This window comes from Erythrobacter sp. CCH5-A1, from assembly GCF_001557115.1.
Lineage (GTDB): Bacteria > Pseudomonadota > Alphaproteobacteria > Sphingomonadales > Sphingomonadaceae > Erythrobacter.
The window spans coordinates 27,001-43,125 of record NZ_LSKQ01000202.1 but is presented as its reverse complement, the minus strand read 5'-3'; the positions used below and the strand labels follow the sequence as shown (position 1 = coordinate 43,125).

Below are 16,125 nucleotides of genomic sequence, written 5' to 3'. Positions count from 1 at the left end.
GCCGCGCTAGGCGAAAGCTCCCCAGGGAAAGGGCTCTCCGGCTTAGGCCGGGGGGCCCTTTTCGTTTGGCCGGATGGCGGGACGAGCCGGGGCCGCGCGCGAAAAAAGGCCCGGGCATCGCTGCCCGGGCCACAGGGGGAAACCGTCGGCGAGAGGATCAGCCGGCGGCGGTCAAGACGTTGGCAAGGGCGGTGCGCAGAGGCTTCGCGCGGTAGGTGCTGTCATAGGGCGTGCCGCGCACCTCCAGCCCGTCGGCCCGCTTGGCGGGATCGAAGCCCTGGAGCCAGTTGAACCTGTCGACCATGCCCCAGGCGAGCACATCGTCGAGATGCTTGCCGTAATCGAGCATCACCTCGAAATAGCGCCGCGCGAAATCGGCGACCTTCTCGTCGCGCTGGGCGATGTTGGCGGGGAGCGCCTTGTCCTTGACGTCGAATTCGGTGACCAGCAGGCGGTATCCCATGCCGGTGACCTCGTCGAGGAACCGCCGCCATTCGCGTTCCGCATAGGGCCCGACGCCGGTGGCCGGATCGATGCTGAACATCTCGATATGCGACTGGATGCCCAGCGCATCGACCGGCGTGCCGCGCTTCCTGAACCCTTCGAGCAGGCGCAGCACGTCGGCGCAGTGCTTCTGGTGCTGCGGCTCCCAGCTCATGTAGTCGTTGTAGACGAGCTGCTCGGTGGGAAGCTCGGCCCGCGCGGTGTGGAAGGCGAGGTCGAGCACCGCCTCGGGGCTGCCCATGGCACGGCTGAGGCTGGTCTCGATCGTCGCGTTGCGCTCATGGTCGATCGCTTCGTTGACCACGTCGTAGCTCTGAATGACGCCCTTGTAGCGGCGGGTGACGGTGCGGATGTGCTCGGTCAGCAGCCGCTCGGCCTCGCGCACCGGCGTGGCGCCGAAGTCGTAGGTGTTGAGCCAGTTCGGGAACCACTGCGGGCGGTGCCACAGCAGGGTGTGGCCGCGCACCGCGAGCCCGTTGCTTTGTGCCCAGCGGACGATCTCGTCCATCCGGTCGAAATTGTAGATTGTGGGCGCGGGGCGGACGGCCTGCCACTTCATCTCGTTTTCGGGGACGACAATGCCGCATTCGCCCTTGATGATCGCGGTGTAGTCCGGGTTCTGGATCGAGCCCGCCTCGCGCACGCCGGGTATCGAGGCGATGGCGCTCCCGAACCTGCGCCCGCCGCGCGCGGCAATGGCGTTGAGGCCCGGCGAAGGCGCGCCTGTGGGAGCGGGTGCGGGCGGCGGCGCGGCGCTGACCGGAGCGGGCGCGGAACCGGTCGACCCGCCGCCACAGCCGACCAGCGGTAGCGCGGCCAGCGTGGTGCCGATCGCACCCAGCGCATCGCGGCGGGAAATCGTCACGGCCGGACCTCCAGCTTGACGCTCTGCAATTCGGCCGAGTTCGCGCCGGTCATGATCTCGAATGTGCCCGGTTCGGTCACGCGCTGCATATCGGCGTTCCACATGGCAAAGGCGCGCGGTTCGACCGCGATTGCCACGTCGCGGGTCTCGCCCGGCTGGAGCGTCACACGCTTGAAGCCCACAAGCTCCTTCACCGGACGGGTGACGGAACTCACCTCGTCGCGCAGGTAGACCTGCACCACCTCGTCGCCTGCGCGCGTCCCGGTGTTGGTGACGCGGACGGTGACCGTCACACCTTCGCCCGGCTTGATCATGCTCGCCGAAAGCTGCGGCGCGGCCAGGGTGAAGGTGGTGTAGCTGAGCCCCCAGCCGAACGGGAACAGCGGGGTCACCTCGTCGAACAGGTAACCGCGCCGCGCGCTCGGCTTGTAATTGTAGAAGTTCGGCAGCTGGCCGACATTGCGCGCGGTCGAAACCGGCATCTTGCCGCCGGGGTTGACTGTGCCGATGAGCGCGTCGGCAATCGCGGTGCCCTGCTGTTCGCCGGCATACCACGTCTCGAGGATCGCATCGGCCTCGGCGGCGATGGTCGGGTAGCTCGGCGGGCGGCCATTGACGAGCACTACCACGACCGGCTTGCCCAGTGCCTTCATCGCCTTGAACAGCTCGTTCTGCTCGCCGACGAGGTCGAGACTGGTACGGTCGCCGAGGTGATTGGCGGCCCAGCCCTCGCGGCTGGTCTTCTCGGTGTCGCCGATGAACAGGACGATGGTGTCCGCGCCCTTCGCCACCTCGACCGCTTCGGCGATGCGCCGGCGGTTCTTGGCCGGATCGGCGAGAACCACCGCGTCGTCCCACCAGTCGCTGTCGCCGTCGATGATCTCGACCCCGAGCGCATGGACCACGTTGGCCTTGCCCGCCACCGCCGCACGGATGCCGGCGAGCGGGGTGACGCTTGCGCGCGGTTCGCCGTAATAGCCCCCGAGGCGCGCGACATCGGCATTGGGGCCGATTACCGCGATGGTCGGCTTGGTCGCCGCTCCCGCCTCGGGCAGCGCCAGCGGCAGCGCGCCGTTGTTCTTCAGTAGCACCAGCGAGCGCTCGGCGGCCTTGCGGGCCAGCGCCACGCCAGCAGGACCGTTGGAGGTCTTCGCCTTGGCCAGATCGGGCCACGGGTTCTCGAACAGCCCGGCGTTGAACTTCATGGTGAGCAGCCGCCGCACCGCATTGTCGATGGCCTCCTGCGACACGCGGCCCTCGCGCACCGAGCGAGCGAGGTCCCTGAAGCCCGCGCCTTCGGGCAGATCGACGTCGACACCGGCCTTCAGCGCGATCTCGCCCGCGCCGGCATTGTCGGCGGCGATGTGGTGGAGGCGCGCCATGTCCTCGATCGCATAGTAGTCCGAGACCACCGCGCCCTGGTATCCCCACTCGCCGCGCAGCACGTCATTGAGGAGCCACTTGTTCGCGTGGCTCGGCACCCCGTCGATCTCGTTGTAGCTGGCCATCACCGCGTCGATCTTCGTCCGCTTCACCACCTGTTCGAAGGGCGGGAAGAACATCTCGCGCAAGGTGCGCTCGCTGATCTGGGCGGGGGCGACATTGTTGCCGCTTTCGGGCTGGCCGTGGCCGGTCATGTGCTTCAAGGTCGCCATCACCTTGCCCGGCGCGAGCTTGCGGGTGGTGCCGGTGCCCATCAGCCCCTCGACCGAAGCGACACCCATCTCGCCGACGAGGTAGGGGTCCTCGCCGAAGGTTTCCTCGATCCGTCCCCAGCGCGGATCACGCGCGACGTCCACCACGGGAGAGAGGACCAGGTGGACGCCGCGCGCGGCTGTTTCCTCGGCGATCAACGCGTTGATGTCGCGGATCAGGTCCGGGTCCCAGCTGCTCGCAAGACCGATGGCTTGGGGGAAGGCGGTCGCATCCCGCGCGGCGAGACCGTGGAGCGATTCCTCGTGGAACAGGATCGGAATGCCGAGCCGGGTCTTCTCCATCGCCCATTTCTGCGCGGCGATCACGAAGGCGACCGATTCCTCGATGCTGCGCCGCCCGACCTTGCGCGGGCTGGAGGGACCGCTGCGGTCCGAAGGCCGGGCGATCTGGCCGATGCCGTCGGGGTAGACGGCGGCTGCCTTGGCGGGATCGAAGACGTCGCCGGCGGCCTGAATCTTGCCCTTGCTGTCCCACACGGTGATGATCTGGGCGATCTTCTCCTCGAGCGTCATGCGGGCGAGGAGATCCTCGACGCGTTGCTCGGTCGGGAGGGCGGGGTTCCAGTAGGGCGCGTCCTTCATCGCGCGCTCGACCTTGATGGCGGCGGGTTTGCCCCGGGTCTGAGCCTGCGCCACAGTCGCCTCGCCCGCGACCATCCCGAACGCTGCCAGACACACGCCAGCTGCCAGCGCAGCCCGCTTGATCCCCTTCATGTGATGTCCCTCTCCTGCCACGCCGGCTTGACTGGCCGACCGTTTGTGGTAGCGCTACCATGATGAGAGGGAGAGGGCTTGTCAACGGCTTTGCGATGATTGCTGCTGCGTTGCTCGCGGCAGGGCAAGCCTGTGCCGAGGATGGCTACGCCTTGTGGCTGCGCCATGCCCCGCTCGAGGGCGAGGCGCGTGCGCGGCTGGCGCGGCTGGACGGTGCGGTCTATGCCGGAATGGCGCAGGATCCGACCGTGGCCCTCGCTCTGGATGAGCTTTACCGCGGCCTCGACGGGCTGCTGGCCCGCCCCGCCGCGGAGCGAATCACGATCGTCGACGTCAGAGTGCCGGGCAGCGGCCCCAAGGGCGCGTTCGTCTATGATTGCGCCAACCCCGACGTGCCGGGGGACGGTGCGTTCCGGGTGTCAGGCTCGGCCGAAGCGGTGCGCATCACCGCTGCCGCACCCATCGGTTGTCTGTACGGGACCTACGCCTTGCTGCGCGAATTGGGGCAGGGCCGGGCGCCGGCCGACATCCAGCTGTCCGAAGCGCCTGCCATGCCGCTGCGGATGCTCAACCACTGGGACAATCCCGACGGCCACGTGGAGCGCGGCTATGCCGGGCGTTCGATCTTCGATTGGTGGCACCTGCCGGAGAAGCTCGATCCGCGGATGATCGATTATGCGCGGGCCAACGCCAGCATTGGCGTCAACGGCGTAGTGGTGAACAACGTCAACGCGAAGGCCTTCATGCTGGAGCCGCGCTACATAGCCAAGCTCAAGCGGCTGGCCGACGCGTGGCGGCCCTATGGCATCCGCGTCTACCTGTCCGCCCGCTTCTCCGCCCCGCGCGACATCGGCGGGCTTGCCACCGCCGACCCGCTCGACCCGCAGGTGGCGGCATGGTGGAAGGCCAAGGCGGACGAAATTTACGCCGCGATCCCCGATTTTGGCGGGTTTCTGGTCAAGGCCAATTCCGAGGGCCAACCCGGCCCGCAGGACTATGGCCGCAGTCACGCCGAGGGCGCCAACATGCTCGCCGCCGCGATTGGCGAGAGGGGCACGGTGATCTGGCGCGCCTTCGTCTACCGGGCCGAGGACAGCACCGACCGCACGATGCAGGCCTATGCCGAGTTCCAGCCGCTCGACGGCCAGTTCGCCGACAACGTGATCCTCCAGATCAAGAACGGCCCGCTCGATTTCCAGCCGCGCGAGCCGTTCCATCCACTGTTCGGGGCGATGCAGAACACGCGGGTAATGCTCGAGGCGCAGATCACCCGCGAATATCTCGGGCAGGCGAGCGGAATTGCCTACCTCGCGCCGCTCTGGAAGGAGGTGCTGGACGCCGATACGGGGCGGGGCGGAACGGTGGCGCAGATCGTCGCACCCGTCGGCATGGCAGGGGTCGCCAATGTCGGATCGGACCGCAACTGGACCGGTACCCATTTCGATGCGGCCAACTGGTATGCCTTCGGGCGGCTTGCGTGGAACCATGCGCTGACGAGCGGACAGATCGCCCGCGAATGGGCCGCGCAGACCTTCACGCGTGATCCGAAAGCGCTGCGCACCATCGCCGCGATGATGTTGGGGAGTCGCGAGGCGGTTGTCGATTACACCGGCCCCCTCGGCCTTGCGCATCTGATGGGCACCTCCCACCACTACGGCCCCGCGCCGTGGGTGTGCGATCTCGAGCGACCCGAGTGGAACCCGTGCTACTATCACCGCGCCAACAAGGACGGGATCGGCTTCGACCGAACCGCCACGGGCTCCGCTTCCCTCGCGCAATACGCCCCATCCATCGCCCCACAGTGGAGCGACCCGGCCACCACCGACCCGCGCTTGCTGCTGTGGTTCCACCGCCTGGCGTGGGCGCATCGCCTCCCCTCGGGCCGCACGCTGTGGGAGGAACTTGTCGCCCGCTACGATGCCGGCGTCGCGGGGGTCGATCGCATGGCTGCTGCATGGGCGAGCCTCGCCCCTGCCATCGATCCCGAGCGCCACGCCGCCGTCACCGCCGACCTTGCTATCCAGCGCAAGGAGGCGCGCTGGTGGCGCGATGCCTCGCTCGCTTACTGGCAATCGGTCAATGGCCTCGCGCTGCCCTCCGGCATAGTGCCCCCGGCCGAGCCGCTCTCCGCCTACCGGCAGCGCGCTTTCCCCGAGGCACCGGGGCAATGAGGGGGGCTATGATAGCGCTTATCATCCCGCTTGCCGCCACTCGGGCCCTCGCAGTATGGCGGGCGCCATGAGCACCAAGGCCGACACTCTCGCCCCGTCCGCAATCCAGGGCCGCAAGCGCGCCGCCCGGCGATCCAATGCGGCGCCCACGATCACCGATGTCGCGCGCGAGGCGCAGTGCTCGCCGATGACGGTGAGCCGCGTCATCAACGGCGAGGAGAACGTGCGCGAGGACACCAAGCAGAAGGTCTTGGGCGCGATCGCCAAATTGAACTACGTGCCCAACCGCGCGGCGCGCTCGCTCGCGGCGGGATCGCAGCTGCGCATCGCGCTGCTGTTCGACAACCCCTCGGCCTCCTACCTCAGCGAGTTCCTGATGGGGGCGCTGGAGGAGGCCAGCCGCCGCGACATCTATCTTGTCGTGCAGGCCTGCGAAAACGTCGCCGAGGCGCAGAAGGTGATCAGGAAGCTGCTCGACGGCGGGATCGAGGGCTACATCCTCCCCCCGCCGCTGTGCGACGACCAGAGCGTGCTCGATCTGATCCGCACCGCGGGCGGGATCGCGGTCGCGGTCGGACCGGGCCGCGCGAGCGGCAGTCACGGCGCGGTGCTGATCGACGAGTTCCAGGCCGCCTATGACATGACCCGGCACATCATCGGTCTGGGCCACGAACGCATCGGCTTCATCATCGGCAATCCCGAACAGGTGGCGAGCGGCCAGCGCCTCGACGGCTATCGCGCGGCGATGACCGATGCCGGCCTTGCGATCGACGAGACACTGATCGCGCAGGGGCAGTTCACCTACCGTTCCGGGATGGTCGCGGCCGAAAAGCTGCTGAGCATCGCCAATCCCCCGACCGCGATCTTCGCCTCCAACGACGACATGGCCGCTGCGACCGTCGCGATGGCGCATCGCCGCCATCTCGACGTGCCGGGCGACGTGACTGTGTGCGGCTTCGACGATACCGAGCTCGCCAGTTCGATCTGGCCCGAGCTCACCACCATCCGCCAGCCGATTCGCGAAATGACTGCGGAAGCGGTGGCGATGATTGCCCGCGTCCACAAGCAGAAGCCGCGCGCATCGCGTGCCAAGGCCGAGCAGCTGACGCTGGCCTACCAGCTGATCCGCCGCAATTCCGACGCCGGGCCGCGCCTTGCGTCATCCTTCAGCCAACCCCCCGGAACACCATGACAGACCAAGCCTCACCCCGCACCTTGCGCTCGCGCGACTGGTTCGACAACCGCGAACGCATGGACATGACGGCGCTCTATCTCGAACGCTTCATGAATTACGGGGTGACGCCCGAGGAACTGCAAAGCGGCAAGCCGATCATCGGCATCGCGCAAAGCGGGAGCGACCTTTCCCCCTGCAACCGCATCCATGTCGACCTAGCCAAGCGCACCCGCGACGGGATCCGCGACGCAGGCGGGATCCCGATCGAATTCCCCATCCACCCGATCTTCGAGAACTGCCGCAGGCCTACCGCCGCGCTCGACCGCAACCTGCTCTATCTCGGGCTGGTGGAGCTCTTGAACGGCTATCCGCTGGATGGCGTGGTGCTGACCACGGGGTGCGACAAGACCACGCCCTCGCAGATCATGGCGGCTTCGACCGTGGACATCCCTGCGATTGTGCTGTCGGGCGGCCCGATGCTCGACGGCTGGCATGAGGGCGAGCTGGTGGGCAGCGGCACCGTCATCTGGCGCAGCCGCCGCAAGCTTGCGGCAGGCGAGATCGACGAGGAGGAGTTCCTCCACCGCGCCTGCAGCAGCGCGCCCTCGGCAGGCCATTGCAATTCGATGGGCACGGCGAGCACCATGAACGCGGTGGCCGAGGCGCTGGGCCTCTCGCTCACCGGCTGCGCGGCGATCCCTGCGCCTTACCGCGAGCGAGGGCAAATGGCTTACCGCACAGGCCGCCGCATCGTCGAGATGGTGCTCGAGGATCTGAAGCCCTCCGATATCCTCACCCGCGCGGCGTTCGAGAATGCCATCGCCACGGTCAGCGTCATCGGCGGCTCCTCCAACGCCCAGCCGCACATCATGGCCATGGCTGCGCACGCAGGCGTGCCGCTCGAGACCGGGGTGTGGCAGGAACACGGTTACGACCTGCCGCTGCTGGTCAACATGCAGCCCGCCGGAAAGTATCTTGGCGAGCGCTTCCACCGCGCGGGCGGCGTGCCTGCTGCCATGTGGGAACTGCTGGATGCCGGACGGCTGCATGGCGACGTCCTCACCTGCACCGGCAAGACGATGGCCGAGAACCTCGCTGGTGCCGAAAGCCCCGATCGCGAGATGATCCGGCCCTTTGCCGATCCGCTGATCGACAAGGCGGGCTTCATGGTGCTCTCGGGCAACCTGTTCGATTTCGCGATCCTCAAGACCAGCGTGATCGGCCCGGCCTTCCGCGCCCGTTACCTCTCGCGCCCGGGCTCCGAAGGCGTGTTCGAGGCGCGCGCGATCGTGTTCGATGGCTCGGACGATTACCACCACCGGATCAATGACCCGTCCCTCAATATCGACGAGGACTGCATCCTCGTCATCCGCGGCTCGGGGGTGATCGGCTGGCCGGGGAGCGCCGAGGTGGTCAACATGCAGCCGCCCGACGCGATGATCCGCGCCGGCAAGCCGTGGCTGCCGACGCTGGGCGACGGCCGGCAATCGGGGACGAGCGACAGCCCCTCGATCCTCAACGTCAGCCCCGAAAGCGCGGTCGGCGGGGGCCTCTCGTGGCTGCGCACGGGCGACATCATCCGCGTCGATCTCAACACGCGGCGCTGCGACGCGCTGGTGGACGAGGCCGAGATTGCCCGCCGCCGCGCCGAGGATACCATCCCGCCCGTGCCCGAAAGCCTGACCCCGTGGGAGGAACTCTACCGCGAGAAGACCGGGCAACTTGCCGAGGGCGGCGTGATGGACTTCGCGCTCAAGTATCGCGGGACGGCGCGCAAGCTGCCGCGGCATAACCACTGAGAGGAACGCCCATGCGCCTCATCCTGCCGCTCGCCGTGCTGCTTGCCGCCGCGCCCCTCGCGGCGCAGGACGCGCCCGGCAGCAACCCGCTCTTCCGCGACCGCTTCACCGCTGACCCGGCCCCGCTGGTGGTGGGCGATACGCTGTGGCTCTACACCAGCCACGACGAGGCGGCGGACGGCGAAATGTTCAACATGAAGGACTGGCTCGTCTGGTCGACCACCGACATGCGCAACTGGACGGCGCATCCGCCGGTCATGAAGCTAACCGACTTCGCATGGGCCTCGCATGATGCTTGGGCCATTCAGGTGATCGAAAAGCACGGGCGCTACTGGATGTATGCACCGGTCGAACATGACCAGACCAAGCCCGGCAAGGCGATCGGCGTTGCCGTTTCCGACAGGCCCGAGGGACCGTTCGTCGACGCCAAGGGCTCTGCCCTCATCAGCAACGACATGACGCCCAAGGGCACCCACAGCTGGGAGGATATCGACCCCACCGTCTTCACCGACGATGACGGGAGCACCTGGATCGCGTGGGGCAACCGCCAGTGCTACATCGCCAAGCTGGGCGAGGACATGATCAGCATCGACGGGCCGATCACCGAGATCACCCCGCCGCACTTCGAGGAAGGGCCCTGGCTGCACAAGCGGGGCGACCTCTACTACCTCACCTATGCCTCATTGGACCGCAGCGATCACGAGAACGAGCGTGTCTCCTATGCCACCGCGCCCTCGATCAAGGGGCCGTGGACCTACCGCGGAGAGCTGACCGGATCGGGCGAGAACAGCTTCACGATCCACCCCGGCATCGCCGAGTTCAAGGGGCAGTGGTACATCTTCCTGCACAATGCGACGCTGAGCGTGAACGGCCAGAAGGGCGCGATGGGGCGGCGCGCGGTGACGGCAGAGTATCTTACCTATGACGAAAACGGGCTGATGCGCCGCGTCACGCAGACGCAGGCGGGCGTCACCGCACCGCCGCCACAGCCCTAGGCGGCCGCGCGGGCGATGTGGGCGCGGATCACTTCGAGCATGCCTGCATCGCTGTCGAATACTCCATACCAGCCCTGCGGCTCGTGCGGGGGATCGCCCATGTAGGCGCTGTCGCCGTTCCGGAAGCGCGCATCGGAATGCGGCGTACGCGCCTCGCCGTTCCACGCCCAGAAATTGCTCCCCGCGATCACCCCGCCGCTCTTCCAGCTGGCCTCGACCGAGTCGTAGATCAAGCGGTAATACTGCTCGCGGAATTGCGTGCTGGCCGAGGGCGCATAGGCCTCGCCGTCGCGCGGGAAGCCGAATTCCTCGATCACCAGCGGTTTGCCCAGCTGCTCGGCAATGGCGGCGTGGGCGGCGATATAGGCCTCGACCTTGCGGCGGCCCTCGGGCCATGTCCCGGCAAGGTCGTCGCCCTTCACCCAGCTCCAGTTCAAGGGCCAGATATGCGCGGTGACATAATCGACCTCGCGGTGCGCCTCGGCGACCAGCCGGGCGTCGCCATTGGTCGCCTGCGTTCCCTCCTGCCCGAGGCTCACGAGATGGTGCGGCGCGCCTGCGCGGATCAGCCCGGCGGTCTCGGCGATCCAGTCGAGATAGGCCTTGCGGTTGGCGGCAATCGCCGCGTCGCTCCCGCCCGGACGCGGCTCGTTGGCGAGCTGCCAGGCCATGATCGCCGGGTCCTCGGCATAGAGCGTGCCGGTGACAGAATTGCGCCGCGCGAGCAGGCTGCGGACATGATCGCGGTAAAGCGCCATCGCTTGCGCGTTGGCGTAGACCTTGGCGGTGGCATCGGCGAAGGCGGGCCAGGGGTGCGCCGGATCGCCCATGTCGATGTAGCTGCCGGTGGCGCGGTAGAGCAGGGTCTGAAGTCCCCCCGACCATTCCCAGAAGTTCGACAGCACGATCACCGCCGTCATGCCACGCTTGGCGATTTCGGCTAGCGCGAAATCGAGCCCATCAAACAGCGCGGGATTGGCGCTGCCGTCGGTGCGGGTGAAGCCGGGCTTGATCGAATTCTTCAGCGGGCCTTCTTCCGCCGCCGCCATGATCCGGAGGTTGTTGATGCCTAGCGCGTGCAGCCGGTCGAGCTCCCGCACCAGCCTTGCGCGGTCGCCGTAATCGGCATCCGCCCCCAGCCACGCCGCATACCACAGGTTTGCACCAGTGATTCGGTAGGGCTTGCCGCCGAGCAGCAGCCGGGTGCCCTCGCGGGTGACGAAACTAGGGGAGGGCGCGGCGCTGGCGGCGTGTCCCCTCGCCGCCAGCGCCAGCGCGCCCGCCGCCGAGACTGAAAGGGTCTCGCGGCGGGTGAAGGTCATGGCGCGATCGCCAGTTCGAAGCCCGGGATGGGCATCCCCTCGCCATCGACGAGGTTGACCACCGGCGCATCGGCCCACGCATAGCGCACGCGGGTCGGCGTCATGCCGTCGGGCACGGCGAGCAGCAGGCGGCTCCCCTCGACGCGCGCGATCACCCATTGGCAGGTGTCGCCCTCCGCGGCACACAGTTCGACCCCGAGCGGGTAGGGACCGCCTTGAACCGTCAGCGCACCCGCGATCCCGGTGAAGCTCACCGTGACTTTCCCACCCTCGCGCACCGCCTTGTCGGGCATCGGCATCGCGCGGCCATCGAAGGCGGCGGCGAGGCGCTTGCCGAGGTCGTTCTTGTTGGCGGGGTGAATGTCAGTCGGCTCGCCGATGTCGATCGCGGTGACGAGCGCGGCGTTGGCATCGGCGGCGACGCCCTTGCGCTGCTCGTCGCGTAGCTGCGCCCAGCCGGATTCCGCCGGTGCCGAGCGGCGCTCGCCGAAGTCCGCCAGCTGCACCACCAGCATCCGCGTCTGCGGGCCGAACTGGCGGCGCCACCCGGCAAAGAGCGCGGCTAGCTTCCGGTCATAGGCCGGTTGGCCGACATCGGCCTCGCCCTGATACCACGCCACGCCCGCGAGCTTCATCTTGCCGAGCGGCGCGATCATCGCATTGTGCATCACGCCGAGGCCCGCATTGGCATCCCACGGGGCGCGGGGCGGGACGTCGGTAACCGAGGTCTGCGCAAATTCCCAGTCGGCGCCCAGAGGCACGCGCTCGCCATTGGCAGCGGTGAAGGCGAGGCGCTCGGGCCCGGCGAAGAAGCCGCCGGTGTCCCACATGTTGTTGGCCGCGATCATGATCTCGTTGCGACCCGCCTTCAGATGCGCAGGCGGCACGCGGTAAGTGCGCTCGACCCCCCAGCCGAAGGTGTAGCCGACCGGGTGACCATTGACGAAGGTCAGGTCCATGTCGTCGATCGCGCCGATCGCGAGGCTAGCCTCGCCCCTGGCCTGTTCGGGGGTGAGGGTGATGACCTTGCGCAGCCACACATTGGCGCGCGGATTGGCATCGAGCCCGGTGCCCTTCCACTCGTTCCAGAACGAGAACTTGGGGATCGGCTTCCAATCGAGCAGCGCGGAGTTCTTCCACGGCTCGCGGCCGTTGTCGGCCTTGCGCCACCACGCGAACCACTGCGGAACGAAAGCCTGCGCGGCGGCATAGGGATCGCGGGCGTAGAGCGCGAGGAGATCAATGTCGGCCTTGCCGTGCATCGCCGCTGCGCCCTCGGGATCGTACCACGCGCGCGCCGCGCTGCCGCCCCAGTTCGAATGGATCAGGCCGACGGGGACCGAGGGGTCCTGCTTGCGCAGAGCCTTCGCCATGTAGAAGCAGGCGGCGGAGAACGGTGCGACGGTCTCGCTGGTCGCCGCGTTCCACTGGACCGGCGCGGGGAAAGCGGCCTGCGGCACCGGCGCGGTGGTCTTGGGGATCATCAGCAGCCGGATGCCGTCATCCGGCGCGAGGCGCAGCTGGTTCCAGACGTCGAGTGCCCGCTCGACCGACAGCTCCATATTGGACTGTCCGCCGCACAGGAAGACATTGCCGATCAGGATGTTGCGGTAGGTCGTCGAACCCGAGGCATCGGTGATCACGAGGCTTTGCGGCGTGGTCGCGGCGGGCTGCGCCGGAAGGCTTGCGACGAAGCTGCCCGAGGCGTCGGCTCGGACCGAAACGCTGCTTCCCCCGGCGACGGCTATCGTCACTTCCGTCGATGGCCCCGCGCGCCCCGAGAGCGTCAGCGGTACCCCGCTCTGGAGCACCATATTGTCGCCGAACCCGGCATCGAGCACCGGCCCCGCCAGCGCTGTGGCCGGCCAGAGCGTCGCCAGCGCGAAGGCTGCGCGCCTCACCCGAAACCGTGTCACGCAAGCCTCGCGCGGGTCTGGGGGAAGCCGGAAATCGGGGCGGGGAAGGCGAACAGGCTGCCGGCGAGCGGGCGTTCGGCCATGTCCTCGGCGCTCATGTTCTTGGTCGCGGTGGTGACAAAGGCGGTGCTGAGGTCCGGCCCGCCGAACGCCATCTTGGTGATGTCGCGCGCCGGAATGGCGATGGTGCAATCGAGTTTGCCCTCAGGGGTGAAACGCGCAACGCAGCTGCCGTGGTAGAGCCCGGTCCAGACATGATCCATGGCGTCCACCACCGGGCCATCGGGGTAGGCGGTCGGGAACAGCGCGCCGGTATCAGCGAAGAGCCGCACTTCGCCGACGCCCGCTTCCGAAAGGTCGGCGACGAAGATCTTTTGGGCAACAGTATCAGTGAAATAGATGCGGCTGCCATCGATGTTGACGGCGGGGCCGTTGGTGATCGAAATCCCGCTCGGGCCCGCGGCACGGATCGTGCCGCGGTCGAAGACGTAGAACCGCCCGCTCGCCTTGCCTTCGGCATCGTCCATCGATCCGAACCACACGCGGCCCCAGGGGTCGGTGCAGGCATCGTTGAGGCGGTTGCCGGCAGGCTCGCCCGGCACTTCGCAGAGCTTAATGAACCTGTCGCTTTCGGGATCGAAAGTGTAGAGGCCGTCCTTCAATCCGCACAGCAACAGGCCCCCTTCCGCGGGGATCGCCCAGCCGATCTGCTCGGGCGCTTCGGCAAAGCGGTTGCTGCCGGTGGCGGGGTCGAAATGCCACAAGCGGCGGCGCTTGATGTCGACGAACCACACGACGCGCCGCTCGGCGTCCCACAGCACGCCTTCGCCGAGCAGGCTGTCGGCGGCCAGCACGGCCTTCACGGGCAGCTTCATCTCCATCCGGCATCCACCCAGTAATTGTGGCCGGTGCAATAGCGCGCGTCGTCCGCGGCGAGGAACAGCGCCATGGCGGCGATGTCGGCGGGCTGGATGCGACCGTCGAGGCACTGTGCGGCGACGATCTCGGCCTCGCCCTCGGGGGTGTACCAGCGCATCTGGCGCGGGGTCTGGACGTTGCCGGGGACGATGGTGTTGACGCGGATGTTGTCGCGCCCGAGCTCGCGCGCGAGGCTGCGGGTCAGGCCCTCGATCGCGGCCTTCGCGGTCTGGTAGATCACCAGATCCTTCAATCCCAGATGCCAGCTGATCGAGCCCATGTTGACGATCGCCCCGCCGCCCGCTTCACGCATCGCGGGCACCACCGCCTTTGCGGCGAAGAACTGGTGCTTGAGATTGACCGCGATGCGATCGTCCCAATAGGCCGGCGTCACATCGTCAATGGTGTGGCGATCGTCGCTCGCGGCGTTGTTGATCAGGATATCGCAGCCGCCAAGCCGGCCGATCAGGCCTTCGAGCGTGCGGGTGTACTGGTCGCAATCGGTGATGTCGCAGCGCGCGAAATGCGGCGTAACATCGGCGCCCGTCAGCCGCGCGATCAGCGCCTCGCTGGGCGCGTCCTGAATGTCGACGAAGGCGACTGCCGATCCCTGCCGGGCAAAGGCTTCCACCATCGCCTCGCCGATGCCCGAGCCGCCGCCGCTGACGATCACCCGCTTGCCCGTAAGGCTCGGGTAGATCGCGCTGTGCACGCCTGCGCTGCTGGTTTGCGCGTCCAAGTCCTGTCTTCCCCATCCCTTTGCGGGCGCCCCGATCCCCATCACAGGCGCCCCGTTACACAGTGTATTCTATCAGATTGCCTCGATCAGCCCGCGGGCGGCGAGGTTCCGCGCAAAAGCGGTAAAACCCATCGTCCAGGCCGGCGCATCGCGCGACGTCGTCACCGTGTTGCGCAAGGTGCCGAGCTTGTCCGAGCGGATCGTCACCACGTCGCCGACCTTGTGGGTGAAGCCTGCGCCCGGCGTGTCGCGGTCCTGCGTCGGCGCGAACAGCGTGCCGCAGAACAGCACGAAGCCATCGGGGTAGTGATGTTCCGACAGGCACTGCGCGACCAGATCGAGCGGATCGCGGCTGATCTGGCTCATGTCGTTGCGGCCTTCGAGGCGGTAGCCTTCGGGGCCTTCGATCACGAGTTCGATGGCAGCCGAGCGCACGTCGTCGATGGTGAAACTGTTGTCGAACAGGCGGATGAACGGACCGATCGCGCATGAGGCGGTGTTGTCCTTGGCCTTGGACAGCAGCAGCGCCGAGCGCCCCTCGAAATCGCGCAGGTTTACGTCATTGCCGAGCGTCGCGCCGACGACCTCGCCATGCGCGTCGCAGGCGAGCACCACTTCGGGTTCGGGGTTGTTCCAGTGCGAATCCGAACGCACGCCGACGGGCGCGCCGGTGCCGACTGCCGAGAGCACCGGGGCCTTGGAGAAAATCTCCGCATCCGGGCCGATCGCGACCTCGAGATATTGCGACCACATGCCCTCTTCGATCAGCGCAGCCTTCAATTGTGCCGCGGCGGCGCTGCCCGGCACGACCGAGCGGATACCGCTGCCGACCTTATCCTCCAGCTGCGCGCGGATCGCAGCCGCGGCGCTCGCATCGCCGCGGGCGCGCTCCTCGATGACGCGCTCGATGGCCGAGAGCGCAAAAGTGACGCCGCTGGCCTTGATGCATTGGAGATCGGTGGGGGCGAGCAGGCTCCAGCCTTCGGGCAGGCCCTCCTCGACCGGGCCGATGACCGTGCCGCCGCTGAAGGTGCGCCGCGCGATGGCGCCCGCGACCGTGCTCGCCACGCCAGTGAGGTCGTGGAGCACGCCGCCTTCGATGGTGATGACGCACGGCCCCTCGGGCGAAAGCACCCGGCCGATGAAGTGCCCATCGCGGAAATCCGCGGGCAGACTTTCCAGAATCCCTTCGGCCATTTCTGGCTCTTGCCTCCCTCAGTGATAGCGCTACCATAAGCACACAATCGCGGGGCGGCAAGCCCCCAAGCGAGGCGGATGAGAGGGGAAAATGCG

At 67.7% G+C, this 16,125-nt stretch carries 11 protein-coding genes; 4 read left to right on the top strand and 7 right to left on the bottom strand.

Annotated elements, in window-relative coordinates:
- Positions 1 to 157 precede the first annotated feature (157 nt).
- On the bottom strand, positions 158 to 1,369 hold the full coding sequence (locus tag AX708_RS12080) for an endo-1,4-beta-xylanase (protein WP_156443239.1): 1,212 nt from the start codon (positions 1,367 to 1,369) through the stop codon (positions 158 to 160).
- Positions 1,366 to 3,798 carry a glycoside hydrolase family 3 N-terminal domain-containing protein gene (locus AX708_RS12075; RefSeq protein WP_066524933.1) on the bottom strand — a complete coding sequence of 811 codons (2,433 nt, stop codon included), beginning with the start codon at positions 3,796 to 3,798 and terminating at the stop codon, positions 1,366 to 1,368. The genes AX708_RS12080 and AX708_RS12075 overlap by 4 nt, the downstream gene beginning before the upstream one ends.
- Before the next feature lie 59 nt (positions 3,799 to 3,857).
- Here AX708_RS12075 and AX708_RS12070 point away from each other — a divergent pair, with 59 nt between their 5' ends.
- The 4 genes from AX708_RS12070 (at position 3,858) to AX708_RS12055 (ending at position 9,937) form a co-directional block, all read left to right on the top strand.
- Entirely contained in the window at positions 3,858 to 5,969 is a 2,112-nt protein-coding gene (locus AX708_RS12070; RefSeq protein WP_066524931.1) for an alpha-glucuronidase, read from the top strand.
- A gap of 67 nt (positions 5,970 to 6,036) precedes the next feature.
- A complete protein-coding gene (locus AX708_RS12065; RefSeq protein WP_066525046.1) occupies positions 6,037 to 7,161 on the top strand; it encodes a LacI family DNA-binding transcriptional regulator in 1,125 nt (374 codons plus the stop codon).
- On the top strand, positions 7,158 to 8,942 hold the full coding sequence (locus AX708_RS12060) for an IlvD/Edd family dehydratase (protein ID WP_066524929.1): 1,785 nt from the start codon (positions 7,158 to 7,160) through the stop codon (positions 8,940 to 8,942). The genes AX708_RS12065 and AX708_RS12060 overlap by 4 nt, the downstream gene beginning before the upstream one ends.
- Before the next feature lie 11 nt (positions 8,943 to 8,953).
- Positions 8,954 to 9,937, top strand: a complete 984-nt coding sequence (locus AX708_RS12055) for a glycoside hydrolase family 43 protein (RefSeq protein ID WP_066524927.1) — start codon at positions 8,954 to 8,956, stop codon at positions 9,935 to 9,937.
- On the opposite strand, the gene AX708_RS12050 is transcribed toward AX708_RS12055, so the two are convergent.
- From AX708_RS12050 to AX708_RS12030, 5 genes are all read right to left on the bottom strand, one after another.
- Positions 9,934 to 11,259 (bottom strand): cellulase family glycosylhydrolase, encoded by a 1,326-nt coding sequence (locus AX708_RS12050; protein WP_066524925.1) that lies wholly within the window; start codon positions 11,257 to 11,259, stop codon positions 9,934 to 9,936. The genes AX708_RS12055 and AX708_RS12050 overlap by 4 nt on opposite strands.
- Positions 11,256 to 13,160, bottom strand: coding sequence for a sialate O-acetylesterase (locus AX708_RS12045; protein ID WP_066524923.1), 1,905 nt, complete (start codon positions 13,158 to 13,160; stop codon positions 11,256 to 11,258). The genes AX708_RS12050 and AX708_RS12045 overlap by 4 nt, the downstream gene beginning before the upstream one ends.
- 11 nt (positions 13,161 to 13,171) lie before the next feature.
- Positions 13,172 to 14,050: an SMP-30/gluconolactonase/LRE family protein gene (locus AX708_RS12040; protein WP_197425817.1), complete on the bottom strand. Its 879-nt coding sequence runs from the start codon at positions 14,048 to 14,050 to the stop codon at positions 13,172 to 13,174.
- Positions 14,047 to 14,805: an SDR family NAD(P)-dependent oxidoreductase gene (locus tag AX708_RS12035; RefSeq protein WP_066525044.1), complete on the bottom strand. Its 759-nt coding sequence runs from the start codon at positions 14,803 to 14,805 to the stop codon at positions 14,047 to 14,049. The genes AX708_RS12040 and AX708_RS12035 overlap by 4 nt, the downstream gene beginning before the upstream one ends.
- A 99-nt stretch (positions 14,806 to 14,904) precedes the next feature.
- Complete coding sequence (locus AX708_RS12030; RefSeq protein WP_066524916.1) at positions 14,905 to 16,029, bottom strand: fumarylacetoacetate hydrolase family protein; 1,125 nt, start codon at positions 16,027 to 16,029, stop codon at positions 14,905 to 14,907.
- Positions 16,030 to 16,125: the final 96 nt, after the last annotated feature.